The sequence below is a fragment of the Actinomycetes bacterium genome (genome assembly GCA_036000965.1).
Taxonomy (GTDB): Bacteria; Actinomycetota; CALGFH01; order CALGFH01; family CALGFH01; genus DASYUT01.
Genome location: DASYUT010000053.1, coordinates 1 through 26,165 on the forward strand (window position 1 = coordinate 1; position 26,165 = coordinate 26,165).

The 26,165-nt window shown below is 74.3% G+C and carries 24 protein-coding genes; 19 read left to right on the top strand and 5 right to left on the bottom strand.

All coding sequences use genetic code 11. The features are described 5' to 3' along the window. The 9 genes from VG276_03700 to VG276_03740 form a co-directional block, all read left to right on the top strand. Positions 1 to 680, top strand: a 680-nt coding sequence (locus tag VG276_03700) for a CDP-alcohol phosphatidyltransferase family protein (GenBank protein HEV8648507.1), incomplete at its 5' end; no start/stop codon positions are given. A gap of 122 nt (positions 681 to 802) precedes the next feature. After that, complete coding sequence (locus VG276_03705; protein ID HEV8648508.1) at positions 803 to 3,334, top strand: sugar phosphate nucleotidyltransferase; 2,532 nt, start codon at positions 803 to 805, stop codon at positions 3,332 to 3,334. A 440-nt stretch (positions 3,335 to 3,774) separates the two neighbouring features. Next, on the top strand, positions 3,775 to 5,466 hold the full coding sequence (locus VG276_03710) for a VanW family protein (GenBank protein HEV8648509.1): 1,692 nt from the start codon (positions 3,775 to 3,777) through the stop codon (positions 5,464 to 5,466). Positions 5,467 to 5,636: 170 nt separating this feature from the next. Next, positions 5,637 to 6,017 (top strand): glycine cleavage system protein GcvH, encoded by a 381-nt coding sequence (gene gcvH / locus VG276_03715; protein HEV8648510.1) that lies wholly within the window; start codon positions 5,637 to 5,639, stop codon positions 6,015 to 6,017. A gap of 148 nt (positions 6,018 to 6,165) precedes the next feature. Next, entirely contained in the window at positions 6,166 to 6,660 is a 495-nt protein-coding gene (locus VG276_03720) for an FHA domain-containing protein (protein HEV8648511.1), read from the top strand. Between the two features lie 113 nt (positions 6,661 to 6,773). Beyond that, positions 6,774 to 7,649: a MerR family transcriptional regulator gene (locus VG276_03725; GenBank protein HEV8648512.1), complete on the top strand. Its 876-nt coding sequence runs from the start codon at positions 6,774 to 6,776 to the stop codon at positions 7,647 to 7,649. Positions 7,650 to 7,866: 217 nt separating this feature from the next. Beyond that, positions 7,867 to 9,123, top strand: a complete 1,257-nt coding sequence (locus VG276_03730; GenBank protein ID HEV8648513.1) for a D-alanyl-D-alanine carboxypeptidase family protein — start codon at positions 7,867 to 7,869, stop codon at positions 9,121 to 9,123. A 130-nt stretch (positions 9,124 to 9,253) separates the two neighbouring features. Continuing rightward, on the top strand, positions 9,254 to 9,730 hold the full coding sequence (locus tag VG276_03735; protein ID HEV8648514.1) for a bifunctional nuclease family protein: 477 nt from the start codon (positions 9,254 to 9,256) through the stop codon (positions 9,728 to 9,730). Positions 9,731 to 9,872: 142 nt separating this feature from the next. Continuing rightward, positions 9,873 to 10,436 carry a MerR family transcriptional regulator gene (locus tag VG276_03740; GenBank protein ID HEV8648515.1) on the top strand — a complete coding sequence of 188 codons (564 nt, stop codon included), beginning with the start codon at positions 9,873 to 9,875 and terminating at the stop codon, positions 10,434 to 10,436. A gap of 29 nt (positions 10,437 to 10,465) precedes the next feature. Here VG276_03740 and VG276_03745 read toward each other — a convergent pair whose 3' ends face one another. Continuing rightward, positions 10,466 to 10,618 (bottom strand): hypothetical protein, encoded by a 153-nt coding sequence (locus tag VG276_03745; protein HEV8648516.1) that lies wholly within the window; start codon positions 10,616 to 10,618, stop codon positions 10,466 to 10,468. Between the two features lie 310 nt (positions 10,619 to 10,928). Here VG276_03745 and gcvPA point away from each other — a divergent pair, with 310 nt between their 5' ends. The 3 genes from gcvPA to VG276_03760 all read left to right on the top strand — a co-directional run bounded on the left by gcvPA (position 10,929) and on the right by VG276_03760 (position 17,080). Further along, entirely contained in the window at positions 10,929 to 12,500 is a 1,572-nt protein-coding gene (gene gcvPA / locus VG276_03750) for an aminomethyl-transferring glycine dehydrogenase subunit GcvPA (protein HEV8648517.1), read from the top strand. Next, the gene (gene gcvPB / locus VG276_03755) at positions 12,497 to 14,119 is read left to right on the top strand and encodes an aminomethyl-transferring glycine dehydrogenase subunit GcvPB (GenBank protein HEV8648518.1); all 1,623 of its coding nucleotides are present in this window, start codon (positions 12,497 to 12,499) and stop codon (positions 14,117 to 14,119) included. Before gcvPA ends, gcvPB begins: the two co-directional genes overlap by 4 nt. Before the next feature lie 159 nt (positions 14,120 to 14,278). Further along, positions 14,279 to 17,080 (top strand): EAL domain-containing protein, encoded by a 2,802-nt coding sequence (locus VG276_03760; protein HEV8648519.1) that lies wholly within the window; start codon positions 14,279 to 14,281, stop codon positions 17,078 to 17,080. Between the two features lie 154 nt (positions 17,081 to 17,234). On the opposite strand, the gene VG276_03765 is transcribed toward VG276_03760, so the two are convergent. The 3 genes from VG276_03765 to VG276_03775 all read right to left on the bottom strand — a co-directional run bounded on the left by VG276_03765 (position 17,235) and on the right by VG276_03775 (position 19,023). After that, positions 17,235 to 17,885 carry a TetR/AcrR family transcriptional regulator gene (locus tag VG276_03765; protein HEV8648520.1) on the bottom strand — a complete coding sequence of 217 codons (651 nt, stop codon included), beginning with the start codon at positions 17,883 to 17,885 and terminating at the stop codon, positions 17,235 to 17,237. Positions 17,886 to 17,932: 47 nt separating this feature from the next. Further along, a complete protein-coding gene (locus VG276_03770) occupies positions 17,933 to 18,385 on the bottom strand; it encodes a hypothetical protein (GenBank protein ID HEV8648521.1) in 453 nt (150 codons plus the stop codon). A 206-nt stretch (positions 18,386 to 18,591) separates the two neighbouring features. Continuing rightward, on the bottom strand, positions 18,592 to 19,023 hold the full coding sequence (locus tag VG276_03775; GenBank protein HEV8648522.1) for a hypothetical protein: 432 nt from the start codon (positions 19,021 to 19,023) through the stop codon (positions 18,592 to 18,594). A 194-nt stretch (positions 19,024 to 19,217) separates the two neighbouring features. On the opposite strand from VG276_03775, the gene VG276_03780 reads away from it, so the two are divergent. Further along, positions 19,218 to 19,844 carry a LysE family transporter gene (locus tag VG276_03780; protein ID HEV8648523.1) on the top strand — a complete coding sequence of 209 codons (627 nt, stop codon included), beginning with the start codon at positions 19,218 to 19,220 and terminating at the stop codon, positions 19,842 to 19,844. Between the two features lie 143 nt (positions 19,845 to 19,987). On the opposite strand, the gene VG276_03785 is transcribed toward VG276_03780, so the two are convergent. After that, positions 19,988 to 20,791 (bottom strand): ERCC4 domain-containing protein, encoded by an 804-nt coding sequence (locus tag VG276_03785; protein ID HEV8648524.1) that lies wholly within the window; start codon positions 20,789 to 20,791, stop codon positions 19,988 to 19,990. 312 nt (positions 20,792 to 21,103) lie between these two features. Here VG276_03785 and VG276_03790 point away from each other — a divergent pair, with 312 nt between their 5' ends. The 6 genes from VG276_03790 to VG276_03815 all read left to right on the top strand — a co-directional run bounded on the left by VG276_03790 (position 21,104) and on the right by VG276_03815 (position 26,131). Then, the gene (locus VG276_03790; GenBank protein ID HEV8648525.1) at positions 21,104 to 21,241 is read left to right on the top strand and encodes a hypothetical protein; all 138 of its coding nucleotides are present in this window, start codon (positions 21,104 to 21,106) and stop codon (positions 21,239 to 21,241) included. A gap of 578 nt (positions 21,242 to 21,819) precedes the next feature. Next, positions 21,820 to 22,716: a DUF4129 domain-containing protein gene (locus VG276_03795; GenBank protein HEV8648526.1), complete on the top strand. Its 897-nt coding sequence runs from the start codon at positions 21,820 to 21,822 to the stop codon at positions 22,714 to 22,716. A gap of 42 nt (positions 22,717 to 22,758) precedes the next feature. Next, on the top strand, positions 22,759 to 23,325 hold the full coding sequence (locus tag VG276_03800; GenBank protein HEV8648527.1) for a hypothetical protein: 567 nt from the start codon (positions 22,759 to 22,761) through the stop codon (positions 23,323 to 23,325). 45 nt (positions 23,326 to 23,370) lie between these two features. Continuing rightward, positions 23,371 to 24,345 carry a MoxR family ATPase gene (locus VG276_03805; GenBank protein HEV8648528.1) on the top strand — a complete coding sequence of 325 codons (975 nt, stop codon included), beginning with the start codon at positions 23,371 to 23,373 and terminating at the stop codon, positions 24,343 to 24,345. After that, positions 24,342 to 25,616: a DUF58 domain-containing protein gene (locus VG276_03810; GenBank protein HEV8648529.1), complete on the top strand. Its 1,275-nt coding sequence runs from the start codon at positions 24,342 to 24,344 to the stop codon at positions 25,614 to 25,616. The genes VG276_03805 and VG276_03810 overlap by 4 nt, the downstream gene beginning before the upstream one ends. Beyond that, positions 25,613 to 26,131 (top strand): hypothetical protein, encoded by a 519-nt coding sequence (locus VG276_03815; protein ID HEV8648530.1) that lies wholly within the window; start codon positions 25,613 to 25,615, stop codon positions 26,129 to 26,131. Before VG276_03810 ends, VG276_03815 begins: the two co-directional genes overlap by 4 nt. Positions 26,132 to 26,165 lie beyond the last annotated feature (34 nt).

The following is a 26,165-nucleotide window of genomic DNA, read 5'->3' on the forward strand; positions in this document are numbered from 1 at the left end:
CCGGCGCGCCCTGGACTGGCGGGGCGACCGGGACTGGCACGGGGGCCGTGGGCGGGCCCGGCTCCCCGCCCGCGGCTGAGGGCGCGGCTTCGCGGGGCGGTGCCGACCACCGGCCGTCCACGGCGATCGTCACTGTGCCGAACGCGATCTCGTTCGCCCGGCTGCTGCTCATGCCGGTGTGCGCGTGGCTGCTGGCCACCGGCCGCTACGGCACCGGACTCTGGCTCACCGCCCTGGTGGGCTCCACCGACTGGGTGGACGGCTGGCTGGCCAGGCGCACCGGCCAGGTCTCCCGGCTCGGGCAGCTGCTCGACCCGCTGGCGGACCGCTTGCTGATCGCGTCGGTGGCCATCGCCCTGGTCGCCCGCGGGGTGCTGCCCTGGCCGGCGGTTGCCCTGCTGGTCGGTCGGGACGTCTTCCTGCTGGGCGGGTTCCCGCTGCTCTCCAAGCGGGGGGTGCGCCCACCCGACGTCGTCTGGGTGGGCAAGGCGGCAACGTTCGTCCTGATGCTCGCGCTGCCGATCCTCGTCGTCGGCGAGACCGGCCTGGCCATCGCCCCGGCCGCGCACGTCATCGGGCTGGCGTTGCTGTGGGCCGGCGTCGTCCTCTACTACGTGGCCGGGGCGGTCTACGTCAGAATGGCCCTTGAAAGGCTGCGAGCGTCGCGCGCCAGCGCGTAGCCCAGCCTGAAGGCGCCGGGGCTTTGCCGTCCCAACGGCGCCGCGGTCAGGCGCGGCGGCCCGCGACCCATCCTGGCCAGCGGGAGCGCACGCAGCTCCACAGGCAGCAAGGAGGCCGCCCCATGAAGGCCGTGATCATGGCTGGTGGCGAGGGCACCCGTCTTCGTCCGCTCACCGCCAACCAACCCAAGCCGATGCTGCCGCTGGCCAACCGGCCGATTATGGAGCACATCGTCCGGCACGTCCGCAACCACGGCGTCAAGGAAATCGTGGTCACGGTGCAGTTCCTGGCCAGCCAGGTCCGCAACTACTTCGGCGACGGCTCCGACATGGACGTCGACCTGACGTACGCGACCGAGCCGCGCCCGCTGGGCACCGCAGGCAGCGTCAGGAACGCCGCCGAGCAGCTCCAGGAGACGTTCACGGTCATCTCGGGCGACGCCCTGACCGACATCGGCCTGGACGAAGTGGCTGCCTTCCACCGCCGCTCGGGGGCGCTGGGCACCGTGGTCACCAAGCGGGTCGAGGACCCGCTCGAGTTCGGCATCGTCATCGCCACCGAGGACGGCCGCATCGAGCGCTTCCTCGAGAAGCCGCACTGGGGACAGGTGTTCTCCGACACCATCAACACCGGCATCTACGTGCTCGAGCCCGAGGTGTTCGACTACATCCCCGAGGACGTCCCGGCTGACTTCGCCGCCGACGTCTTTCCCAAGCTGCTCGCGGCGGGGGCGCCCCTGTACGCCTGCGTGGCAGAGGGCTACTGGGAGGACGTCGGCAACCTGGACGCCTACCGCCGCGCCCACGAGGACATCCTGGACGGCAAGGTGCAGGTCGACGTACGCGGGTTCCAGGTCCGGCCCGGGGTGTGGCTCGGCGAGGGAGCCGAGGTCGACCCGGACGCCCTGCTGCGCGCCCCGGTCCTGATCGGTGACTTCGCCAAGGTGGAGAACGGGGCCACTCTGCGCGAGTACACCGTCGTCGGCGCCAACGTCGTCGTCAAGGAGAACGCCTTCCTGCACCGGGCCATCGTCCAGGACAACGCCTACATCGGGCCGGGCGCCCATCTCCGCGGCTGCGTCGTGGGCCGCAGCGCCGACGTCAAGCGGGGTGGGCAGGTCGAGGAAGGCGTGGTGGTGGGAGACAACGCCAACATCGGCCCCGGCGCGATCCTGCGACCTGGCGTCAAGGTGTACCCGTTCAAGACGGTCGAGCCGGGCGCGGTCGTCACCAAGTCGATCATCTGGGAGGGCCGGGGCGCGCGCACCCTGTTCTCCGAGCACGGCGTGGCCGGCCTGGCCAACATCGACGTGACGCCCGAGCTCGCACTCAGGCTCGCGATGGCGTTCGGCTCCACCCTCAAGAAGGGATCGAGGGTGACGCTCGCCCGCGACGCCAGCCGGGTGTCGCGGGCGCTCAAGCGCGTCCTGGTGGCCGGGCTGAACACCACCGGGGTCGACTGCGACGACCTCGAGCTGGCCCCGGCCCCGGCGGTGCGGTTCTCCTCCACCCGGGCGGGCGCTTCCGGTGGCATGTACGTGCGTACCTCGCCCCGGGACAGCCAGGCGATCGAGATCGCCGTGTTCGGCGACGACGGCAGCGACCTCGACGACGGCTCGAGGCGCAAGGTCGAGCGGACCTACAACCGGGAGGAGTTCCGTCGCGCCTTCGGCTGCGAGATGGGCGAGCTGCGCTACCCCCCGCGCGCGATCGAGCACTACACGGCCGCCCTGATCGACTGCATCGACGCCCAGGCGGTGCGCCACCGCCGCTTCAAGGTGGTGATCGACGCCGGCGGCGGGACCTGCTCGCTCGTGCTGCCCTGGCTGCTGCCCCGCTTCGGCCTGGACTCGCTGCTGGTCGGAGGCAAGCTCGACGAGGAGCGGGTGTCCCCCTCGGCAGAGCAGCTCAGGGAGGACCTGGACCGGCTGGCCCGCCTGGTGACGGCCTCCGGGGCCGACCTGGGCGTGCGCTTCGACACGGTCGGGGAGCGGCTCACCCTGGTCGACTCGCGCGGCCAGGTCGTCCCCCACGACCGGGCGCTGCTCCTCTACGTCGACCTGATCGTCCGGTCCGAGCAGCGGGGGACCATCGCGCTGCCGGTGTCGACCACGCGGCGGGCGGCGGAGCTCGCGGCCGAGCGCGGCTGCGAGGTGATGGGGACGAAGCTGACCGCCAGCGCCATCATGCGGGCGTCCCAGCGCGACGGGGTGGTGTTCGCCGGCGCGCAGGGCGGCGGCTACGTGTTCCCGGCCCTGCACCCCGCCTACGACGCGCTGATGTCGTTCGGCAAGCTGCTCGAGCTGCTGGCCACCCAGGAGGTGAGCCTGGCCGGGGCGGTGGCCGCCCTCCCCGAGTCGAACGTCGTCCGCCGCCGGGTGCCGACCCCGTGGGAGCAGAAGGGGGCGGTCATGCGCCAGGTCGTCGAGGCCGCCAAGGGCCATCGCACCCAGGACGTCGACGGCATCAAGGTGTTCCATCCCGGCCAGCTCGGCGAGCGGGATGGCGGCCCCGACGACGACTGGGCACTGCTGCTCCCCGACGTCACCGAGCCGGTCACCCACCTGTGGGCGGAGGCCGGCACCCCGGCGGCGGCGACCGCTCTCGCCGACCGGTACGAGGCGCTGATCAAGCGGGTGTTCGGCGGGGACTGAGCGGGCGGTGCTCCGGCAAGCCGGGGGATCGTTGCCTTGCCGTGACCCGAGCGTGTCGCCCGTGTGGTCGCCCGGCCGTACGCTCGCGCACACCCTTGACAGCGCAGCCCGGCTGACAGCGCGACCGGGCGTGCCGGTTCCCCCTTTGTCCCCCCGGGGACGTAAGCTGGCCTGTCTGGATCGGTCGAGGCTGGTCACGGCCCGCGGCCGTCGCACGCAGCGGCAGAAAGTGAGGAGCCACCATCGACGTCGTCGACCGGCCGACCACAGGGCCGGCAGAGGAGAAGGCGGAGCTGCAGGCCCGGCCGCGAGGGGGACCGGAGCTGGCCAGCAGGCAGGGGGGACCGGAGCCGGCCAGCAGCCCGGTCGAGCCGGGCAAGCGCCTGCGCCTGCTCGGACTGCCCCGGTCGCTGCTGGCCGCCATCCTCGCCGTCGTCCTCGTGCTCACCCTGGTCGGGGTCGACACCGCGCTGGCGGCTGGGAGGGTCCGGCGCGGGGTGCGGGTCTCCGGCATCGACCTGTCCGGCCTGCACCGCGCGCAGGCCCGCGCGCGGTTGGCCGCGAGCGCTCACACTGTGGAAGCACAGCAGGTGACCGTCCGGGCTGACACGGCAAGCCTCGAGCTGCCACGGTCGGAGACGGGACTCCGCCTCGACCTCGACGCGAGCGTGGAGGCCGCCCTGGCCGTCGGCCGCGCCGGCCCTGCCGACCCCGACCGGCTGCGGACCTGGCTCTCGGGCGTGGAGCTGCCCTGGCGGACGCGTCTGGACACCAGCGCGTTCGACCGGGTGGTGGCCAGGGCCGACCGCCAGGTCCGCCGCCCGACCACCGAGCCCAGGCTCCTCGTGGTCGCGGCCCAGGTCCGGCTCGTGCCCGGGATCCCGGGCCAGGCGGTCGACCGGGCCGGCGCGGTGCGGGTGCTCGCGGCCGCGGCCGCCCGTCCCACCGTGAACGAGATCAGCCTGCCCGTGACCGAGCAGCAGCCGACCGTCGGCCCGGCTGCTGCCGATGCGGCCGCGAAGCAGGCCCGCGACCTGCTGTCAGCTCCGGTGGTGGTGACCGCTGCGGGCCGGCAGGCCCGGCTCCTGCCGGCCGACCTGGGCCCGCGCGTGCGGACCCGCGTCGACCGCGGTCGCCTGGTGCTCAGCCTCGACCCGCGAGGGCTCGACGCGCTGCTCCGCCAGAAGGCCCGCTTCGCCTACGCCGTGCCTCGCGATGCCGCGTTCCGCCCGGCCGGCGAGCGCATCGCCGTGGTCCCGGCGGTCGACGGCAGCGTCGTGGACCCGGGCCAGGCCGCGGCGGCGGTGCTGGCCGCGGGGGGCCGGGTCGGAGCCGACCGCCGGGCCGCGCTGCCCGTCCGCACCAGCGCGCCCGCGCTGACCACCGCCGAGGCCAGGGCACTCGGGGTGAAGGAGGTCATCTCCTCCTACACGACCACGTTCAATGCGGGCGACGCCCCGCGCGTGCACAACATCTCGCTGATCGCCGCGGCAGTGAACGGCAGCCTCGTCCTGCCCGACCAGGTGTTCTCGATGAACGGCGCCACCGGCCAGCGCACCCCGAGCAAGGGCTACCGCACCGCCCACGTCATCCGCAACGGGGAGATCGTGGACGGGATCGGCGGCGGCGTCTGCCAGGCCGGGACGACCGTGTTCAACGCGGTCTTCTTCGCGGGCCTTCCCGTGGTCGAGCGCCGCAACCACAGTCTGCACATCAGCCACTACCCCATGGGGCGCGACGCGACCCTCAACTGGCCGGGCACCGACCTCAAGTTCCGCAACGACTCGCCGTACGGGATCTACATCACGGCCAAAGCGACTCCGGCGACCCTGAAGGTCACGCTGTACTCGACGTCGCGGGGGTACAAGGTCACCCACAGCACCTCGAGCCCGTACAACTTCCGGGCCCCGCAGACGAGGTACGAGGACGACCCGACCCTGCCCGAGGGCACCGAGGTCGTGGAGAGTCAGGGGTCCTCCGGCTTCGACGTGACCGTCCACCGTACCGTCACCCAGAGCGGACGGGTCGTGCGCAAGGACACATTCGTCTCCAACTACATCCCGTGGAGCAAGGTGGTCCGCCGGGGCACGAAGAAGCCCGACGGCCCTCCGACCACGCTCCCGCGCCCCTAGCGCGGCGGCTCGATGGCTGTGGACATCTCTGGCACGACGGCGACGGCTGTGCTTGGCTACGCCCCGGCGCGGGCGGCTCGTCCGGCTCCCGGGAGCCGGGAGCCGGAGAGCCCGGAGCCGGAGAGCCCGGCCCGGACGTCGCCACGGGGCGAGGCAGACAGGAGAGTCGAATGTACCCAGACGATCTGAAGTACACCAGGGAGCACGAGTGGATGCGGGTCGACGGCAACCGCGCCACCGTCGGGATCACCCACTATGCCCAGGACGCCCTCGGCGACATCGTCTACGTCGACGTCCCGCCGGTGGGCACCGCGGTCACCGGCGGGGAGCCGTTCGGCGAGGTCGAGTCGACGAAGTCGGTCTCCGACCTCTTCAGCCCGGTGACCGGGACGATCGTCGAGCGCAACGAGGAGCTGGACAAGAGCCCTGAGATCATCAATTCCGACCCCTATGGCCAGGGCTGGCTCGTCGTGATCGAGATGACCGACGCCAGCCAGGCCGACGAGCTGATGGATGTCGACGCGTATCGTGAACTGGTGGCAGAAAGCTAGGCGCGCTACCTCGAGGTCGAGGGTTCTGGCGGCTCGCGCCGGCCCGGGTTGGCGCACGTCCGACCAGCCCGTTTACGTTGACCCTGTTTCAACCGGTCCTCTACAGTCAGCGTCCACATCGACATCGACCCGAAGCCCGGAGGGCGGAATGTTCTGCACCCAGTGCGGTCACAAGAACCCGGAAGGCGCCCACTTCTGCGCGAATTGTGGCGCCGCGCTGGTGGCAGCCGCCGACGACTCGACGACCACGATCAGCCTGGCCGCACAGGACCTCGAAGCTGAGGTCGAGGAAGAGGTCGCCGCCCCGGTCGAGGAGCTGCGGGAGGGCACGGCCATGCTGGTGGTGCGCCGTGGCCCGAACGCCGGCAGCCGCTTCCTGCTCGACAAGCAGGTGGTGACCGCCGGCCGGCACCCCGAGAGCGACATCTTCCTGGACGACATCACGGTCTCCCGCCGGCATGCGGAGATCCGCCGTGCCCCGACCGGCTTCACCGTGCACGACGTCGGCTCGCTCAACGGCACCTACCTGAACCGCGAGCGGGTCGAGGACGGAGATCTGGTCGGCGGGGACGAGCTGCAGATCGGCAAGTTCAAGCTCGTGTTCTTCGCGGGGAGCCGGCCAGGGGCCGGTGGAGCCGGGTAGGTGTGATGGTCGACCCGGTCGAGCGCGAGGCAGCCGCTCCGTCCCCCGGAGGGGGAACGGGAGCACGCGGCGGGTCGGCCCGGGACAGGCAGTCGGTGGCGCCGCCCGGCACGATGAGCATCGGTGAGGTCCTCGCGGTCCTCAAGCCGGAGTTCCCCGACATCACCGTGTCCAAGATCCGCTTCCTCGAGGGCGCCGGCCTCATCCGGCCCGACCGGTCGGCGTCTGGCTACCGCAAGTTCTCCGAGGACGACGTGGCCCGGCTCCGCTTCGTCCTGCGCGCCCAGCGCGACCAGTACCTGCCGCTACGGGTGATCCGCCAGCGGCTGGCCGACCTCGAGTCGGTCGGGGAGCTGCACGCCGGAGGCGGTCCGCCGGCCGACCCGACCTCCCCGCCCGCAGCGCGCGAGGCCCGCTCTCCTGCAGCGCACGAGGCCCGCTCTCCTGCAGCGCGCGAGGCCGGGTCGCGGGCAGCCCGGACACTCGCTGGCGCCGCAGGGGAGCCGGGCGCGCTACCACGGCACGCCCTCGCCGAGCGCCCTGGGCCGGCAACCGCCGGGGGCGGCCTGCTGTCGAACGCGCCGCCCTCCGACGCCCAGTTCAGCCGGGACGAGCTGTGCCGGGCCGCGGGCACCACCGCCGACCAGCTCGCCGAGCTGGAGGCGTTCGGCCTCATCGCGGCCAGAGGCTCGACCGAGCGCGGCAGCTGGTACGGCGGTGACGACCTGGTGGTCCTGCGGCTCGCCCGCGACCTGGCCGAGTATGGGCTGGAAGCCCGCCACCTGCGGATGTACAAGACGTTCGCCGAGCGTGAGGCGGCCCTGTTCGAGCAGGTCGTGGCCCCGCTGGTCCGCCAGCGCAACCCGGAGGCGCGGGCCAGGGCCCGCGAGATGCTCGAAAGCCTCGCCGACCTCGGGAGCCGCATGCGGGACGTCACCCTGCGAACCGCGATCGGGACCTTTGCCGAGGCCACGGAGCACCGCCGGTGACCTGGGTCGACGACGCGACAGCCGGTGGTGGCCCGGAGGCCCCCGGTGACCCGGGTGGGCGTCGCGACGGCCGGTGGCTCGGAGGCCCGCTGGCTGGTGACCCGGGTGGGCGCCCTGACGGCCGGTGTGGCTCGGAGGGGGCGGCTGGTGACCTGGGTGGGCGTCGCGACAGCCGCTGGTGGCTCGGAGGGGCGCCGGTGACCGGCGGCTCCGTGCGGTGACCGGCGGCTCCCGGCTCCGTGCGGTGACCGGCGGCTCCGTGCGGCGGTGGCGGCCCGCGCTTGTCGCGCTCCTGGTCGTGGTGGCCGTAGGCGCCGGGCCGGCGCCGCTCGCGCCGGATGCCGTGGCCGGCCCGTCGGTCCCCCGGCCGGTCGATGCGGCAGGAGCTCCGCCAGGACCGGTGGCCCTGCCCAAGATCCGCGCCCGCGCCTTCATCCTGGCCGACCAGGAGACCGGACAGGTGCTGCTGGAGCGGGCGGCGGCCCGGCCGCGCCCGATGGCCTCGACCACCAAGGTCATGACCGCTCTGCTCACCCTGGAGCGCCTGCCGCAGAGCCGGGTGGTGGTGATCGGGCCCGGGCCGGTGGCGGTCGGCGGGGAGTCGCTCAGGCTCCGCGTCGGGGAGCGCCTGACCGTCCGCCAGCTCCTGCTCGCCCTCATGCTGAAGAGCGCCAACGACGCTGCCGCTGCGCTGGCCGAGGCGGTGGACGGCTCCCAGGCGGCATTCGCCCGCCGCATGAACCAGCGGGCCGCCGCGCTGGGCCTCACGGCCACCCGCTTCGTGACCCCACACGGCCTCGACCGGCCGGGCCACCACACCAGCGCCCGTGACCTGGCCCGGCTCTGGGAAGTGGCCATGCGTCGGGCCGACTTCCGGGCCCTGGCCGGCACCCGTCGGGCCGCCATCCCGGGGGCTGGTCCGTCCCGGCGCTTCCCCAACCGCAACCAGCTTCTGTTCACCTACCGGTGGACCGAGGGAGGCAAGACCGGGTTCACCAACCTGGCCCGCCGCTGCCTGGTCGCATCCGCCAGCCGCGGCGGCCGCCGGCTGGTCGCGGTCGCCCTGGGCTCGCCCAACGCCTTCACCGACGTGCAGGCCCTGTTCGAGTACGGCTTCAACGCCCTGGTCCGGGTCAGGCTGACCGCCCGCGGCCAGGCGGTCACGGTGCGGACCGGCGCAGATGCCGCCCGCTGGCAGGTCGCGGCCGACGTGGACGCCCTGGTCCGCCGGGACCTGCTCGGCCGGGTCGTCGCCGTGCCCGCGCCGGTCCGGCCGGGGCCCCGTGCGGGCGCTCCGCCACGGATGTGGCTGGCCGCGGGCGGGACCCTGCTCGCCCCGCTGCCCCTGCGCCCCCTCGACGGCGCGCCCGCGCCCGTCCCGGCCGGTGGGGGGGAGGGCTTCCGGCCCGGCCCGGTGCCGGCCGGCGCCGCGACCGGGGTGATCGACCCGTTTCTGGCCCCGAGGGCGGCATGACGGCTCGACCTGGCACGGCCGGCCGCAGGCGATCGTCTTGTCGCGCGTGGGAGGGGCGTCTGATAGCCTCTGATTGCTGGCAGGCGCCCGGCCGGGCGCAAGAACCTTCGACGCTCGAGGGGGTTTCGCTTTGGTCGAGCTGACCCTCGTCGGCGTCCGGATCGAGCTTCCCACCCAGACGCCCATCGTGCTGCTCAAGGAACGCGACGGCGAGCGCTTCCTGCCGATCTGGATCGGCAACGTCGAGGCGACGGCCATTGCGTTCGCGCTCCAAGGGGTCGCCACCGCGCGCCCGCTCACCCACGACCTCCTGAAAAACCTGCTCGACGAGCTCGTCGTCTCGATCGAGCGGGTCGTGATCACCGAGCTCAAGGAAGGCACCTTCTACGCCACCATCGAGCTGCGCCAGAACGGGTCGAAGTACTCGGTGTCGAGCCGGCCCAGCGACGCTATCGCGCTGGCCGTCCGGGCCAACACTCCCATCTACGCCGAGGAGGGCGTCCTCAGCGAGGCGTCCATCCTGATCAAGGAGAGCGACGACGAGGAGCGCGAGGTCAAGAAGTTCCGCGAGTTCCTCGACCAGGTCAGTCCGGAGGACTTCGAGTAGACCTCGCCCCCTTCCTCCCTTCCTCCCATCCACCCACCTGGTCGCCCGCTGTCGCTCGGGGGTCGTTGACGCCCGGTTCTGCGATCTCTAGGCTGGTCCCTTACACCGTTGTAGTTCGCGCTGTCGCCGCAGGAGGGTGAGGATGGCTGATCGCTCTTCCCCGGAGGCGGCAAGCCCAGGCTACCGTGGCACCACGGTCTACAAGCTGGTCGGCATCACCTACCGCCAGCTCGACTACTGGGCCAGGACCGGCCTGGTCACGCCGTCGGTGCGCGCGGCCGACGGGTCGGGCACCCACCGGCTCTACAGCTTCGAGGATCTGGTCGAGCTACGCGTGATCAAGCGCCTGCTCGACGCCGGGATCTCCCTGCAGAAGATCCGCGATGCCATCGGCTATCTGCGCCGCGAGTCGGCCGGCAGGCCGCTCTCGGACGTCACCCTGATCTCCGACGGCGAGCGCATCTACGCCTGCCACTCGGGCGAGGAGGTGATCGACGTCCTGTCGAACGGGCAGGCGGTGTTCGGCATCGCCGTCGGCCGCGTGTGGACCGACACCGAGGGCGACGTCGCCCACCTCCCCGCCGACGAGCGGGCGTCCTCCCGCCCCGGCCAGCTCCCGCTGGAGGACCTCGACCCGGTGGCGCAGGCGTCCGGGGAGCCGATGCCGACCCGGGCCACCGCCCGCTCCAGCAGGTCCCGCGGCTGAGGCTCGGCCCGTCCGGGCGCCTGGACGTGTCAGGCGCCCTCGCCAGGGTCGACCTGCAGGTCGCCACCGACGACGGCCCGGCCAGCATCCGGGTGGGAGGCGCCGCCCGGCCACCTGGTCGTGGAGACGCCCGGGCACCTGCAGCACCCGGCCAGCGGCGCTGGGAGCAGCTCGGCACCCACGAGCGCACCTTGGAAGCCCTGGTACCGGCACCACCCGGCCAGGGTTCGGCGTCTGCGACGCGGGCCATGGGACTGTCGGTGGCGTTGCGGCACCCACGACGGCGGTGTTCAATCAGGCGGTCCCGGCCCGGCCGCCCGTTCCGGACGGTTCGCGGGTCCGCCGCGGCCTCGAGGCTGTCGCCGCACGACGGCGACGGCTCATCGATTTGTCGATGGAGAAAGAAGTCGCTGGATCACTATGTCGCTAATTCGTCCCGCTGTCCGGACGTGGCCCCCTGGCCCGGTCCGGTGGACGTGAGGAGGGGAGCGGTTGAGCTACCAACCCCATACCGACACTGAGGTGCGCCGGATGCTCGAGGCGCTCGGCCTCGAGGACGTCGAGGAGCTGTTCGGGCCGATCCCGGCGGCGCTCCGCGCCCCCGCCGGCCTGGACCTGCCCCGCCCGCACGCCGAGCAGGAGGTGACCGCCGAGCTGGCCCGGCTGGCCGCCCGCAACCGCCACCTCGACGAGCTGACCTGCTTCCTGGGCGCCGGGGTCTATGACCACTACGTGCCCGCGGTGGTCTGGTACCTGGCCGGACGCGGGGAGTTCGCCACCTCCTACACCCCCTACCAGCCCGAGGCGAGCCAGGGCGTGCTCCAGGCCCTCTTCGAGTACCAGACCCTCATCAGCGAGCTGACCGGCCTGGAGGTCTCCAACGCCAGCCTGTACGACGGCGCCTCGGCGGTGGCCGAGGCGGCCATGATGGCGGTCGCGGCCACCAGGCGGCACGAGCTCCTGGTCAGCGGCGCGGTCTCGCCCAGGGTGCGCGAGCTGCTCGAGACCTACGGCCGGGGCCTCGACATCAAGCTGGTCGAGGTCGGCACCCTGGACGGCCACACCGATCTCGAGGAGGCTCGCGGCAAGGCCGGGAGCGGGACCGCCGCCCTGGTCGTGGCACAGCCCAACTTCCTCGGCGTGATCGAGGACGTGGCCGCCGCCGCGGAGGTCGCCCACGCGGCCGGGGCCCGTCTCGTCGTCACCTTCGACCCGCTCGCCGCCGGCCTCCTGGAGCCGCCCGGCCGGCTCGGCGCGGACATCGTGGTGGGCGAAGGGCAGGCGCTGGGCAACCACCCCAGCTTCGGCGGCCCTGCATTCGGCTTCCTGGCCTGCTCGGCTGCTGACGTTCGCCGGCTGCCCGGCCGGCTCGTGGGCGAGACCGTCGACAGCGACGGCCGGCGCGGCTTCGTGCTGACCCTGCAGGCCCGCGAGCAGCACATCCGGCGCGAGAAGGCCACGAGCAACATCTGCACCAACCAGACCCTGAACGCGATCGCGGCCGCGGTCTATCTGAGCTGGCTCGGCCCGCAGGGCCTGGACGAGCTCGGCCGGCTCTGCCTGCGGGCGGCCCGCTACGCAGCCGACCGGCTCGCGGCCCTGCCCGGTGCCCGCCTCGCCTTCCCCGACCAGCCCTTCTTCAAGGAGTTCGTGGTACGCCTGCCCGCCGACCCGGCCGAGGTGTGCCGCCGGCTGGCCGACCGCGGGCTGCTCGCCGGTCTGCCGCTCGCCGGCCTGGTCCCCGGGCTCGAGGACGGCCTGCTCGTCGCCGTGACCGAGCGGCGCTCCAAGGCCGACGTGGACCGGCTCGCCGACGCCATGGGCGAGGTGCTCGCCGGGCTCGCCGGCAAGCAGGGCAAGGCCACTGGAGCGGGCGCTGCGGGGGCCGGAGGGGAGCACGCTGAGCGCCGCACCTCCGGGGTGGGTCGACCCGGCGCGAAGGGTGAGGAGTTGGTGGGTCGACTCCTCGTCGAGGGCGAGAAGTGGGTGAGTCACCCCGACGTCGGGGGCGAGAAGTGGGTGGGTCGACCCGGCGCCGAGGGTGAGAAGGAGGAGCGTCGATGAGCGGCGGGCCGATGGAGCGGGGCGCCCGTGGTCGGGTGCCGTTCGAGGCGCCCACGTGGGCGGCGGGGATCTCGGGACCAGGAGGGACCGGCGGGACGGGCCAGGCCGAGCTGCTCGTGTTCGAGCGGTCGGCGGCCGGCCGGCGCGCGTCGTCGTTCCCGGACGGCGCCGGCCTGCCCGAGGTCGACCTCGACCGGGCGCTGCCGGCCGGCGCGCGCCGCACCGGGCCGGTGCGCCTGCCCGAGGTGTCCGAGCGCGACCTCGTGCGCCACTACACCCGCCTTGCCCACCGCAACTTCGCGATCGACCTCGGCTTCTACCCCCTGGGCTCGTGCACCATGAAGTACAACCCGAAGGTTGCCGAAGCCGTCGCGAACCTGCCCGGGTTCGCCCGCCTCCACCCCGCCCAGCCGGCCGAGCAGGTCCAGGGCGCGCTGGAGGTGCTGGCCCGGCTCGAGCACGCCCTCTGCGAGCTGACCGGCCTGGCCGGGGCCACGTTCCAGCCCGCCGCGGGCGCTCATGGCGAGCTCACCGGCCTGCTCGTCATACGCGCCCACCACGAGGCCAACGGCGACCCCCGGCGCCGGGTGGTCATCCCGGACAGCGCCCACGGCACCAACCCGGCCTCGGTCCGCATGGCCGGCTTCGACGTCACCACGGTCGCGTCGAGTGCCGAGGGGCTGGTCGACCTCGACGCGCTCGAGGCCGTCCTGGACACTGACGTGGCCGCGTTCATGATCACCAACCCGAACACCCTCGGCCTGTTCGAGCGCGACATCGCCCGGGTCGCCGAGCTGGTGCACGGTGCCGGCGGCCAGCTCTACTACGACGGCGCCAACTTCAACGCGATCCTGGGCAAGGTCCGGCCGGGCGACATGGGGTTCGACGTCGTCCACCTCAACCTCCACAAGACGTTTGCAACTCCGCACGGCGGCGGCGGGCCGGGTGCGGGCCCGCTCGTGGTCGCCGAGCACCTCACCGACTTCCTGCCAAGCCCGGTCGTGGCCCGCGACGGCGACGGCTTCCGGTGGGACCACGACCGGCCTCGCTCGATCGGGCGCGTGCACGGCTGGAACGGCAACTTCGGCATCATCGTGCGCGCCTACGCGTACCTGCTCGCCAACGGCGGCGACGGGCTCCGCCAGGTGGCTGAGCGGGCCGTGCTCAACGCCAACTACCTGCTCGAGCGGCTCTCCTCTGCCTTCGAGCCGGGCTATGCGACCAGGCCGGTGATGCACGAGTTCGTGCTGTCGGCGCGCAGGCAGAAGGCGCAGGGCGCGCGTGCCCTGGACCTGGCCAAGGCGCTCATCGACCGCGGCTACCACCCGCCCACGGTGTACTTCCCGCTCATCGTCGACGAGGCGCTGATGGTCGAGCCGACCGAGACGGAGAGCGTAGAGACCTTGGACGCCTTCGCCGACACCCTGCTCGAGCTGGCCGCCGAGGCCGAGACGGACGCGGGGCCGCTGCGCGAGGCTCCGGTGACCGCCCCGGTGCGGCGGCTCGACGAGGCCAGGGCCGCGCGCCGCCTGGTCGCCCGCTGGCACCCACCGTCCGAGCCCGAGGAGGCCGGGTCGGATCCCGCCGATGCCGGACCGGAGGAGAAGCCGACGTCGTGACCGGCCCTGCGGGGAGTCCCGCCGGTCCGTCGAAGCCTCGCCGTCGCGGTGGCAGGACAGGTCGGTCCGCTCGGACCTGAACAACTGCTCAGGATCGTCCCGGCCCTTCCGATGGAGGCGGTGACGTGACGCCGCCTGGGTGGAGGAGCCGGGAGCGCGATGCCGATCGAGGGCGAGTCCAGCCAGCCGCGGACCGGGAGCCGGTCGCGGCTGGTCAGGCTGCGCGGCCTCGTGCCCACACGCTTCCGGGTCCTGCCCGAGCGCCTGCTGCCACGCTTCCGCCGGCTGCTGCTGGTGGCCTCGCTCGCCTACCTGCCGGTCGCCGTCGTGGCCGGGGTCACGGCGGGCGCCCAGCCGCTCGGCCTGCGGGTGGCCGCCGTGGCGAGTGCGTGCTGGCTCGGGTGGTGGTGGGTGCGCGGCCGTGACCGGGACGACTTCCCCCTGGCCGTGCTGCCGGTCGAAGTCGCAGCGCTGGCCGCGCTGCTCACGGTGCCCGGGCCCCGCTTCGACGTCTCCGGGCTGCTCTTCATGGCGCTGGCCTACCGGGCCAGCTACGGGTCGACGGCCGCCGCGCTGCGCACCTCGGCCCTGTTCCTGCTCGGCTCGCTGACCGCCACCGTGCTCGTCTCCGGCCCGGGTGGGCTCCGCCCCGGCCAGCTCGCCTCCCAGCTCGTGAACGTCATCATCACGGTCGTGATGGTCCGGTTGATCGCGTCCACCCTGGCCAAGTTCGACCTGCTGCGGGTGCGGGAGACGATCCTTTCCCGCGCCCGCGGGGCTCTGGTCGCCGCCACCGGTGCGGACGTGATCGCCCGGGCCGCGCTCGAGGCGGCCGCCGGCCTGCTGGAGACCGACCGCGGTGTCGAGCTCCGCCTGGTCCTGGCCGGTCCGGACGGTCCTACAGTCCTGGTCCCGGGCCGGGCCGGTGGCGCGCCCGAGACGGTCTTGGTCCCGGGCCGGGCAGGTGGCGCGCCTGAGGCGGTCCTTGTCGCGGGCCGGGAGGGGGGCCGTCCGGAGGCGGCGGTCGTGCCGGCCGCGTCTGGCGACCCCGCGCGCTGGGACGTCGTGGCCCTCGCCGGGCTACTGGAGGACGGCTCGGGCCGGGCCGCGCTGACCGTGCCGCTGCGGGCCAAGGGCGCGCTGAAAGGCGCGATCCTCGCCGCCCACACCGGGCCGCTCCCGGACGGGGCCGCCGGCGGGCTGGAGGCGCTCGCCGCCGAGGTCGCGCTCGCGCTCGACAACGTCGGCCTGGCCGAGGACCTGGCCCTCCGCGAAGCCCGCTTCCGGTCGCTGGTGCAGAACGCCTCGGACGTGGTCTGCATCGGGGACGCGGCCGGCACGATCACCTACATGAGCCCGGCCGTGGAGCGCGTGCTCGGGGAGCCACCGGAGCGGTGGATCGGCCGCACCGCCATGGAGGCCGTGCACCCCGACGACCTGCCCGGCGCCCAGGCAGCCCTGGGTGCGTTGCTCGGGCGGGCCGGGTCGACCCGGCGCGCCCTGTACCGGATGGCCCACGCCAACGGCTCCTGGCGCTGGCTCGAGGTGACGAGCACCAACCTGCTCGACGACCCGGGCGTGCGCGGCATCGTGTCCAACGTCCGCGACGTGACCGAGCGGCAGGAGTTCGAGGAGCAGCTCACCAGGCACATGTTCCACGACCCGCTGACCGGGCTGGCCAACCGGGCCCTGTTCCGCGACCGGATCGAGCACGCCCTGGCCACCAGCGCCCGCGACGGCGACGAGGTCGCGGTGCTCCTGGTCGACCTCGACAACTTCAAGACCATCAACGACAGCCTCGGCCACACCAGGGGGGACGCCGCGCTGGCGGCCGTCGCCGGTCGCCTGACCGAGAGCCTCCGCCCGGCCGACACCGTCGCCCGCCTCGGCGCCGACGAGTTCGCCGTCCTGCTCGAGGGCGCCCCACGCGACGAGGTCCTGGCCACCGCCGACCGGATCGGCGCCGCCCTGACCGCGCCGCTCGCCGTCGACGGCACCGACGTCCCGGTGACGGCCAGCATCGGGGTGGCCACCGGCGCCCGGGCCGGCCACGACGCCGAGGAGCTGCTCCGCAACGCCGATACGGCGATGTACGCGGCCAAAGAGGCCGGCAAGGCCAGGTGGGCGGAGTTCGAGCCGGCCATGCGGGACGGCATCACCGACCGCCTGCGCCTCGAGACCGACCTGCGCCAGGCCGTCGAGCGAGGCGAGCTGACCCTGCTCTACCAGCCGATCATGACCCTGCCCGCGGGCGACATGGTCGGGGTCGAGGCGCTGGTCCGCTGGCGCCACCCGAGCCGTGGCCTGGTCTCGCCGGCCCAGTTCATCCCGCTGGCCGAGGAGACCGGGCTGATCGTGCCGATCGGCCGGTGGGTGCTCAGGGAGGCGTGCCGCCAGGCGCGGGCCTGGCAGCTCCGCCACCCGACCCGCCCGTCGCTCGGTCTGAGCGTGAACCTGTCCGCCCGCCAGCTCCGCCACCGCGGGCTCGTGGCCGAGGTTGCCGAGGCGCTGGACGACAGCCGGCTCGATCCCAGGCACCTGGTCCTCGAGATCACCGAGACGACACTGGTCGACTCGGCCGACGAGATCACCGCCACCCTGACGGCGCTGCGCCGGCTCGGCGTGCGGTTCGCGCTCGACGACTTCGGGACCGGCTACTCGTCGCTTTCCCACTTGCACCGGTTCCCGATCGACGTGGTCAAGATCGACAAGTCGTTCATCGACGTCGTGACCGGCGGTCCCGACCAGACCGCGGTGGCCCGCGCGATCATCCAGATCGGCCGGACGCTCGACCTGGAGACCGTCGCCGAGGGGATCGAGGCGGCCGAGCAGGCCGACCGGCTCGCCGAGCTGGGATGTCTGCTCGGCCAGGGCTACCACTTCGCCCGGCCGCTCGAGCCGGAGGCGATCAGCGCCCTGCTCGACGGACCCCTCGTGACCGGTCGGCTGCAGCCGGCGTGACCCGGCGTGGCGGGCTCAGGCTGCCCGGCGTGGCGGGCTCAGGCCGCCCCCCGGCGTGGCGGGCTCAGGCCGCCCGGCGTGGCGGGCTCAGGCTGCCCGGCGTGGGCTGGCGCGGTCCGCCAGCTGGGCCTCGTGCTTCAGGCAGGTGTTCTGGTCAGGCCGGTCCCGTCTGGCGGTCGCCGGCTGGGGCGCTGGGGCCGGCGAAGCTCTCCATGAGACGGGCCACCAGCTCGACCGTGCCGAACACCGCCTGCCCGCGGGCGCGGTCGTCGTCCAGGTGGTCGAGCAGCTCGATCCCCATGAACAGCGAGGTGACCGCGAAGGCGAGGTCGTCGACGGGCAGGACCTGCTCGAACGGGGTGCCGGCGACGGCCCTCGCGATCGCCCCACTGGCCAGGTCGATCCAGGGGGTGAAGCGCTCGCGGAGCTGCCGGCTCAACTCGGGCGACGAGGAGGAGCCGGCGAGCATCTGGGCCAGCACCGTGATGTGGCCGTCGCGCAGGTCCTCGGCGTAGAGCCTGGCGCCGACCGCGACCAGCTCGGGCAGGCTGCGGACGCCGGCCAGGTGCTGCTCGTAGCTGGCCATGCGGGTCGCGCTCAGCTTGTCGACCGCGGCCAGCAGGACCTCGTCGACGCTGCCGAAGTGGTAGAAGATCAGCGCCTGGTTGAACCCGCCGGTGCGCGCGATCGCGCGGGCGCTTGAGCCGACGATGCCCTCCCGCTTGATCGTCTCCAGCGCCGCGTCGATGATCCGCGCCTTGGTCACGTCGCCAGGCGCGCCGCTGGTCGCTCTCGATCGGCCCACGCCGTCTGCTTACCACATCGTCGGGCCGGGCGCCGAGCGGGCGCGCCTCACCCCTGCACCCCCGGCCGGGTCCACGGCTGCTGCGGCGTCGGAGGACCCCAGTCGTCCCCACCCCCCACCACGGGCGGGGGTGGCGGGAGCTGCTCGAGCCTGGCCCGGTGCCGGATGCGGTAGAAGAGGTACATGTTGACGAAGTGCAGGACGCCCAGGGACACGAGCAGGATGCCGAGCTTGCGGGCGAGCACCTCGATCGCGCCGACCGTGTCGGATGCCTGCTCGGCCCGCAGCAGCAGGCAGGCGTAGCCCAGGTTCAGCATGTAGAAGCCGATCACCAGCAGCTTGTTGACCGCCCTGGCCATCCCCGGCCGGTCGGCGAAGACGTCCTCCAGGAACACGGCGCCGCTGGCGAACAGCGTCCGCGCCAGCCACACGGTCAGGCCGACGCTGACCACGCCGTAGGCCAGGTAGACCGCGACGAGGTAGCCACCATGGTCACGCATGCCGCACCTCCTGCGCTCAGGCTGAGCGTTCGATGTGAGCAGACGCTATGATCGAACGGTTTGAGCGATCGATCAAACAATAGCGCGTCCGGATGCTGCCGGCAAATCTCGAGGAGCTGGTGCGAACCCAGGGGCGTCACCGGTTGCGGGACGTCAGCACCCACGTGAGCTGCTGGACCGACTCGCCGGCGGAACCCCGGCAGGCGTCAGCCCTTCCGGGGGTCGAGCAGCTCGGCCGGGGCCTCGCCGGCCAGCCGGTCGCGCAGCGCGACCAGCCGCTCGGAGCTGGCGCCGAGGTCGGCGAGGCGGTCGCGCTGCACGGCGATCTCCTCGGTCTGCGGGCGGTAGGCCAGGTCGAGCGCCGCCCGTACCAGCCGCATGTGATGCTCGAACACCGCCACGACAGCCGTGGCGGTCGGGCTGGCCAGGCCGAGGCCGGCCAGCTCGTCGGCGAGCCCGCGGTAGGCCTCGCAGACGCGGAGCCCCTCCCTGGCCAGCCCGCCCGAGGCGCGCGCGTCGGCCCGGCACCGCCGGATGAACCCCTCGGCGGCCGCCTCCAGCTGGATCCCGCGGTTGGTGAGCCCGAGCGCGTCCACCAGCGCCCGGCCGCGGTCCGAGCATCCTGGTCCGCTCGGCACTGCCGCCCCCGTCGTCACCTCGACCTCTGGGACGCCCCTATTCTGCCCCCCGGCCAACCGCCGCACCACCCCCGGCACCGAGACCCGCCGGCCGTGGCAGCCAGCCCGCCCGCTGTCCCTTCCAGCGGGCCGCGCACCCGCGGGCCGCGGATATCCCGTGGCGTCGCGGCCCGGCTGGCCGCGATACTGCCGGCATGGTCACCGCACTCTTCGCCGGGCTCGGCCTCGGCTTCCTCGTCGGCGCCCAGGTCGGGCCGATCTGGCTGCTCTGCGCCCGCACCGTGCTGCGTGGGCGGCTCGCGTCCGGCCTGGCCATCGGCGCGGGCGCCGCCGTGGTCGACTTCCTCTACGCCTGCCTCGGCGTGGCCGGGGCCGCGCAGCTGCTGCGGATCGCGGCGTTGCGGGTCGTGCTCGGCGTGGTCGGCGCCGGGGTGCTGCTGGCGCTCGGTGCCCGCACGCTGGCGTCGGCGTTCCGGGTCCGGGCCGGCGCCGAGGTCGAGGGGGACGTCGGCACGCCCCGGTCGGCCCTGCGCACCTCGCTGGTGGCCACCGCGTCCAACCCGCTCACCATCGCCTCGTGGGCCGGGGTGTTCGCCGCGGCGTCGACCGCCAGCGTCGCGACCAGCGCGGCCACCACCTCGGCCCTGCTCGCGGGCATCGGCGTGGGCAGCTTCGCCTGGTTCGTGGTGCTGTCGCTGGCCATGGCCGGGCTCCGGCCCCGCCTCGGCGAGCGCAGCCTGCGGGCGGCGGACGCGCTCGCCGGCGCCGGGCTGATCGGCTTCGGCGGCCTGCTCGGCTGGCGGGCGATCCGCGAGGCCTGAGGGACCGGTCCTCAGGGGTCCGGGCTGGCCGCGGCCTTCCGCCGGTCCTCAGGGGTCCGGGCTGGCCGCGCGGCCTTCCAGTGGGCGTGGCCGGCCCCCGGCCGGGGCGGCCGCCGCCCGCGGAAGCGGGCAGCCCCGCCCGGTCAGCCGTCCAGGTCCGCCAGCTCCACGCTGGCGGCGCCCAGGAACCGGAACGTCCACTCCTCAGCCAGCGGCCGGGAGTCGGCGAAGACGATCGGGACGGCCGGGTAGCGGACCTGCAGCCGGGCGACGAGGTCGAGCAGCCAGCCCGGCTGGACGTGCTCCTGCCTGAGCAGCGCCCCGTACCTGCCCTCGACCACCACCGCGGCCCGGTCCATCGCGGCCAGGTGGGCCAGCTCGAAGGCGAGCGAGCCGTCGGCCAGGCTCCGGGTGAAGTCGTCGACGGCCTTCCGCTCGACCACGGCGAGCACCTCGCCGTCCCGCTCCACACCGTAGTCGCCGGCCGGCAGGGCGCGGCGGACGGTCGACGCCTGCTGGCGGGCGAACTTGAACGGGTACCGCTCGCGCGTGTCGACCAGAAGCTCCAGCTGCTCGGCGCCTGAGGCGCGGCGGGCCGGCACCCGCACGCCGGGCCTGGCCGCCCTGGCCACCTTGGCCGTCTGCCAGAAGATGGCCGGGCGACCGCCGCGCAGCGAGGTGAACACGAACTGGGAGCGGAAGTTCCGGCCCCGGGCCAGCACCAGGTCGATCGCCGGCCCCCGGCGCTCGCACGAGCGGACCGGCGCGTGGTCGACAACGTCGGCGTCGGCCGGCCAGGCGTGCTCGTAGGGGTGGCAGTACACGCGCGCCGTGACCGGCCAGGGCGCCCCGCACTTCAGGACCAGCCCGCCCTCGATCGGCAGGCGGACCAGGTACGGCAGCTTGGTCCCGTCCTCGGGGTTGCGCGCGACCACGAACGGCTTCATGCCCCGGATGCTGGCGTCCCGCCCCGCCGCGCGCAACCCTCTTGAGCCCCCGGTCAAGTGTCTGCGCCGCGGTCGTCCTGTCCCAGGGTAGTCGGAAAGCCGGGGATCCACTGGCCGGGCGGGCAAGTGCCGCTGGCCGGGCCTGCGTGAGGAGGCCAGGCCGGTCCAAGTCGTGACCTTCCGTGACCACTCCGGTTGGGCGGCTCAGCCAGATCGTTACCGAGCGGCCTCATGCTTGGGCGTGTCGATGCGCCGCACCGGCGCCGCCGGCCCCCGGCCGGTGACCAGCGCCCAAGGAGAAGGAGGGGGACCATGCAGCTGACGAAGATGGCCGCCTGGTGGAACGCGAGGAAGCAGAGTCGCGACAGCAGGCACCCGTTCGGCTCGGCTGCCGCCGAGGAGCTCTACGCGCTGCTCGACGAGGCCTCGATGGTCTCCCACAAGCGCTGACCCACCGGTACCACCTCGCCCGCGGCACCCGGCGGACCATGGCACCGGCGCTGTTGGGGGGGCCGTGGGGGGGAGCGAGCTCCCCCCATCGAACGAGGACCACGGGTCCCCAGAAGCTGGCACAGGCGCCCCTTCGGGATCCCCTTGGCCATGGCACAGGCGCCCTTCGGGATCCCCCTGGCCATGGCACAGGCGCTCTTGGGGGACCGGGGGGAGCTCGCTCCCCCCACATCGAACCAAGGCCGCGCACCCGCCCCGCTCGCCTGAAGCGCGGGGGCCTGGGCCGGCCTCCTGGCCAGGATAGCCGCGACCCGGGCAGGGCATGCCGTGGCAACGTCCCTCGGGGGCAGCGCCCGAGCTTGGAGGTACCGGGGATGGCGGACCGCGCGACGGCGCCCGCCTGGCCGGCTGGGACCCCGGGCTGGTCGCCCGGGGCCGAGGGCCAGGGCTGATGCCGCGCCGCAGCCGCCTGAGCCGCAGCTAATAATCCGCGTCCAGCTATCCCCGGCGGCAGCGCGGCGTGCCATTCTCTCCCCTGAGCGCCCGGGCGCTGCCGCCCCGGGCCATGAGGAGGCCTCGTGGACGAGCGGGAGCGCGGCGGGGACGGCCCCCGGCCGTCGCCGGCGCGCACGGCGGCGATCCTCGCCGCCCTCGCCGTCCTGCTCTGGGTCGTCGCGGTCGCCAGCCGCAACCAGCGGCCGGACGCGTCCGGGCCGGCCCGGGGCCCGCTGGTCGCCTCGCCCCGGCTACTCGTCTCGTTCTACGGCGTGGTCCTGGTGCTCGGGCTGGTGCAGGTGGCACTGCTGGCCAGCCAGGCCTGGCGCCGCCGGGGGCTCACGGCGCCCAGGAAGCGCAAGCCCTGGCGGGGACTGGTCGGGGTGGCGGCCCTGCTGCTGGTCTGCGTGATCCTGGCTGGCGTGGAGCTCCCCGACTGGGCCAGGCGCGGCGGCGGGGGCAGCGGTGGCCGGCCGGAGGACCCGCCGGCCCAGAGCGCCCCGGTTGCCGGCCGGCCGGCCACGGAACGGTCCCCGCGGGTGCTCGGCCTCGAGGCGCTCGCGCTGGCCGGCGCGGTCACCGGGCTCGCCGTGCTGGTGGTGACCTGGCAACGGCGGCGCCGGCGGGAGGCCGGGCTGGGCCTGGCCGGTGTGGCAGAGGACCTGTCGGCGGCGATCGAGCGGTCCCTCGACCAGCTGCAGGGGGAGCTGGACCCGCGCCAGGCGGTGATCGCCGCCTATGCGACCATGGAGCTGACCCTGGCCGCGCACGGGATCCCGCGCGCCCCGGCCGAGGCGCCGCTCGAGTACCTGGCCCGCGCCCTGGCCGGCCTGCGGGTCTCGGCCGGGTCCGCCACCGCCCTGACCGAGCTGTTCGAGCGGGCCAAGTTCAGCCAGCATGCGGTGGACGAGGGCATGAGGCAGGACGCGGTCCAGGCACTGGCCGCGGTCCGCGACGACCTCAAGGGGGCCGCCGCATGACCCGGGAGGGGGCCGCCGCATGACCCGGGAAGGGGCCGCGGCATGACCCGGGCCGGCGCCACCCCGACGCCACGCAGGCGGAAGGCAGCGCCGACCATCCGGCGGGTCGCCACGTGGGCGGCGCTCGGCGTGGCGGCCGCCTCCGGGATGGCCGTGCTGCGCGCGCTCGCCCCCGACCGGCCCGTGCTCGGCCGGGTGTGGCTGCTCGGCCTGGCCGTGCTGCTGGTACTGCGGCTTGGCTACCGGACCCGCACCGAGGAGCTGCGGCCCCGGCGGTCGCCCTACGACCGGGCCGCCCGGCGCGGCACCGGGGAGCCAGGCCGCCCCGAGGACCTGCGCCGGCTCGAGCAGGCGCTGTACTTCGCGACCATGCGCGAGGCCGACCTGCACGCCCGGGTCCGCCCGGTGCTCCGGGAGGTCGCCGAGCTGCGCCTGGCAGCCCGCCGGGGCATCTCCCTGGACGGCGACCCGGCCGCAGCCGCCGCGGCACTCGGCCCGGACCTGTGGGAGCTGGTCCGGGCCGACCGCCGCCCGCCCGCCGACCAGACCGCCCCGGGCGCCACCCCAGCCGCCCTGGGGGCCATGCTCGACCGGCTCGAGGCGATCTGAGTGCCCATGGACCTGCTCGACCGGCTCGAGGCGATCTGAGTGCCCATGGACCTCGCCGAGGTGGCGGCCGGCGCTGGCAAGGCCCTCGACGAGGTCGAGCGGGCCGTGGTCGGCAAGCGCTCGGCGCTCGAGCTGGTGCTGTGCGGCATCCTGGCCGACGGCCACGTGCTCATCGAGGACTTCCCGGGGCTGGCCAAGACGCTCATCGCCCGGTCGTTCGCGCAGGTGCTCAGCCTGGACTTCGCCCGCATCCAGTTCACCCCCGACCTGATGCCGTCCGACATCACCGGCTCGTCCATCTACAACCAGCGCACCAGCGAGTTCGAGTTCCGACCGGGTCCGGTGTTCACCAACCTGGTGCTCGGCGACGAGATCAACCGTGCACCCCCCAAGACGCAGGCCGCCCTGCTCGAGGCGATGCAGGAGCGCCAGGTCACCATCGAGGGGGTGACCCGGCCCCTCGAGCGGCCGTTCCTGGTCCTGGCCACCCAGAATCCGGTCGAGTACGAGGGCACCTACCCGCTGCCCGAGGCCCAGCTCGACCGGTTCCTGCTCCGGGCCGGGGTCGGCTACCCGGACCGGGAGGACGAGTTGGGCCTGGTCCGGCGCCGCATCGAGCGGCGCTCCGACGACGTCGCCCTCGACCCGGTGATCGACCGGGCCACCCTGCTGGCCATGCAGCGGGCGGTCGAGGAGGTGTTCGTCGACGACAGCGTCGGCTGGTACATGGTCGACCTGGTGACGGCCACCCGGACCAGCCCCAGGGTCCGGGTGGGGGCGAGCCCCCGCGGCACCCTCGCGCTGCTCAAGCTCGCCCGGGTCCGGGCGGTCCTGGACGGACGCGACTTCGTCACCCCCGAGGACGTCAAGGCGGTCGCCGCGCCCGCGCTCGGGCACCGGCTGGTGCTCCGGCCCGAGCTCTGGGCCCAGCGGGTCCGGGGCGAGGACGTGGTCGCCGAGTGCCTCGGGCAGACGCCCACCCCGGCCGCGGTCGCCGCGCCCCGCCCGTCCGGGGTATGACCCGCTACCCGACCCACAAGCTGGGCGCGTACACCGCGGTCGTGGCGTTCGGGCTGCTCGGCGCGCTCGCCAGCGGCCTGCCCGAGCTGGTCGCGCTGGTCGCCCCGTTCGCGGTGCTGCTGCTGTACGGCCTGATCCGGTCGCCGGCGCCCGCGGCCAGCGTCGGCCTCACCCTCGCCGACGAGCGCGCCGTGGAGGGCGAGGGCGTCCCGCTCCACGTCGAGGTGTGCGCGCATGCCCCGCTCGAGCAGGTCGAGGTGCTCGTCGCCGTCCCCCAGGGGCTCACCCTGGAGGGGGCGGCGAACCCGACCGCGCTGCGGCTGGCCGATGGCGAGGTGGCCCGTCTGGAGTACGTCGTCCGGGGGGTCCGGTGGGGCCTGTACGGGGTGGGGGAGGCGTGGCTGCGGGTCCGCGACCGGTTCGGGCTGTTCCAGTTCGAGGCCCGGGTCGACCGGCGGGTGCCCCTGCGGGTCTACCCGGGCGCGCGCACCCTGCGTGGGCTGGTCCGGCCGCGCGACACCCGGGTCACCGTGGGCAACCAGGTCGCGCGGACCAAGGGCGACGGCATCGAGTTCGCCGACCTGCGCCCGTTCGTGCCCGGAGACCGGGTCCGCCGGGTGAACTGGCGGGCGAGCGCGCGCCAGGGCGCGCTCTGGGTCAACGACGCCCACCCGGAGCGCAACACCGACATCGTGCTGTTCCTCGACACCTTCGCGGAGGCGCGCTCGGCGGCCGGGTCCACCCTCGACGACGCCGTGAGGGCGGCGACCGCGCTGGCCGCCCGCTACCTGGACGGCCGTGACCGGGTCGGGCTGGTCCGGCTGGGCGGGACGCTCCGGTGGCTGGTGCCGGGGACCGGCCCGGCCCACCTCCACCGGGTGGTGGAGGCGCTGCTGGAGGCCGACGCCTCGCCCAGCTTCGTCGACAAGGGGATCGGCCTGGTCCCACCCCGCACGCTGCCGCCCAGGGCGCTGGTGATCGCGCTCACGCCCCTGCTCGACGAGCGGGGCCGGGCGATCATGCTCGACCTGCACGCCCGCGGCTTCGACCTGGTGATCGTCGAGGTCTCCCCGCTTGGCCTGACCGAGCCCGGCGAGGGCGAGCTCGGCGAGCTGGCCGTGCGCCTGTGGCGGCTGGAGCGCGAGGCGGTGCGGGCGCGCTACGAGCGGCTCGGCGTCGCGGTGGCCGAGTGGCGGGACGGGGTGGGGCTGGAGTCGGCCCTGGAGGAGGTGGCGGCATTCCGGCGGTACGCGCGCCAGGTGCGCGGGTGACGACCGCCGCCGGCTCGCTCGCGGGCTGGGCGGTGGTGGTGGTCGTGGTGAGCCGCAGCCAGGGGCTGCTCGCCCCGGCCGCGGTGACCCTTGCGCTGCTCGCCGGCGTGCTGCTCGCCTGGTCGCTGGTGCAGGCCTGGGCGCCCGGGGTCGGCTGGGTGCTGTGGGCGCTGGTGCTCGGCTACCTGCTCTGCCTGCTCGCCCAGCCGCGCCGGGTGGACGAGGGTGCCCCGGTGGCCGGGGCCGCGCTGTTCCTCATGGCCGAGCTGGCCTACTGGTCGATCGAGCAGCGCCCGCCCGCGCGCCAGGCCCGCGAGCTGCCCGTCCACCGGCTGGCGACCATCCTCGGGGTGGTGCTGGCCGCCGAGGCCCTGAGCGCGGCCGCCCTGCTCACCGCGTCGCCGGGGCCCGACGTCGGGGTGGTCCTTGACGCCGCCGGCGTCGCCGCCGCGGTCGCCGCCGTCGCCCTGCTGCTCGGCCTGCTCGACCGCCACCGCAGCGGTCCGGAGGGCTGACGGCCCGGGTGGTCCGGGGTTGACGGCCCGCCCG

Coding starts and splice junctions, on each gene's coding strand:
- VG276_03705 (HEV8648508.1), top strand. CDS start 803: ATGAAGGCCGTGATCATGGCTGGTGGCGAGGGCACCCGTCTTCGTCCG.
- gcvH (HEV8648510.1), top strand. CDS start 5,637: ATGTACCCAGACGATCTGAAGTACACCAGGGAGCACGAGTGGATGCGG.
- VG276_03720 (HEV8648511.1), top strand. CDS start 6,166: ATGTTCTGCACCCAGTGCGGTCACAAGAACCCGGAAGGCGCCCACTTC.
- VG276_03725 (HEV8648512.1), top strand. CDS start 6,774: ATGAGCATCGGTGAGGTCCTCGCGGTCCTCAAGCCGGAGTTCCCCGAC.
- VG276_03740 (HEV8648515.1), top strand. CDS start 9,873: ATGGCTGATCGCTCTTCCCCGGAGGCGGCAAGCCCAGGCTACCGTGGC.
- gcvPB (HEV8648518.1), top strand. CDS start 12,497: ATGAGCGGCGGGCCGATGGAGCGGGGCGCCCGTGGTCGGGTGCCGTTC.
- VG276_03760 (HEV8648519.1), top strand. CDS start 14,279: ATGCCGATCGAGGGCGAGTCCAGCCAGCCGCGGACCGGGAGCCGGTCG.
- VG276_03770 (HEV8648521.1), bottom strand. CDS start 18,385: ATGCGTGACCATGGTGGCTACCTCGTCGCGGTCTACCTGGCCTACGGC.
- VG276_03780 (HEV8648523.1), top strand. CDS start 19,218: ATGGTCACCGCACTCTTCGCCGGGCTCGGCCTCGGCTTCCTCGTCGGC.
- VG276_03785 (HEV8648524.1), bottom strand. CDS start 20,791: ATGAAGCCGTTCGTGGTCGCGCGCAACCCCGAGGACGGGACCAAGCTG.
- VG276_03790 (HEV8648525.1), top strand. CDS start 21,104: ATGCAGCTGACGAAGATGGCCGCCTGGTGGAACGCGAGGAAGCAGAGT.
- VG276_03800 (HEV8648527.1), top strand. CDS start 22,759: ATGACCCGGGCCGGCGCCACCCCGACGCCACGCAGGCGGAAGGCAGCG.
- VG276_03805 (HEV8648528.1), top strand. CDS start 23,371: ATGGACCTCGCCGAGGTGGCGGCCGGCGCTGGCAAGGCCCTCGACGAG.
- VG276_03810 (HEV8648529.1), top strand. CDS start 24,342: ATGACCCGCTACCCGACCCACAAGCTGGGCGCGTACACCGCGGTCGTG.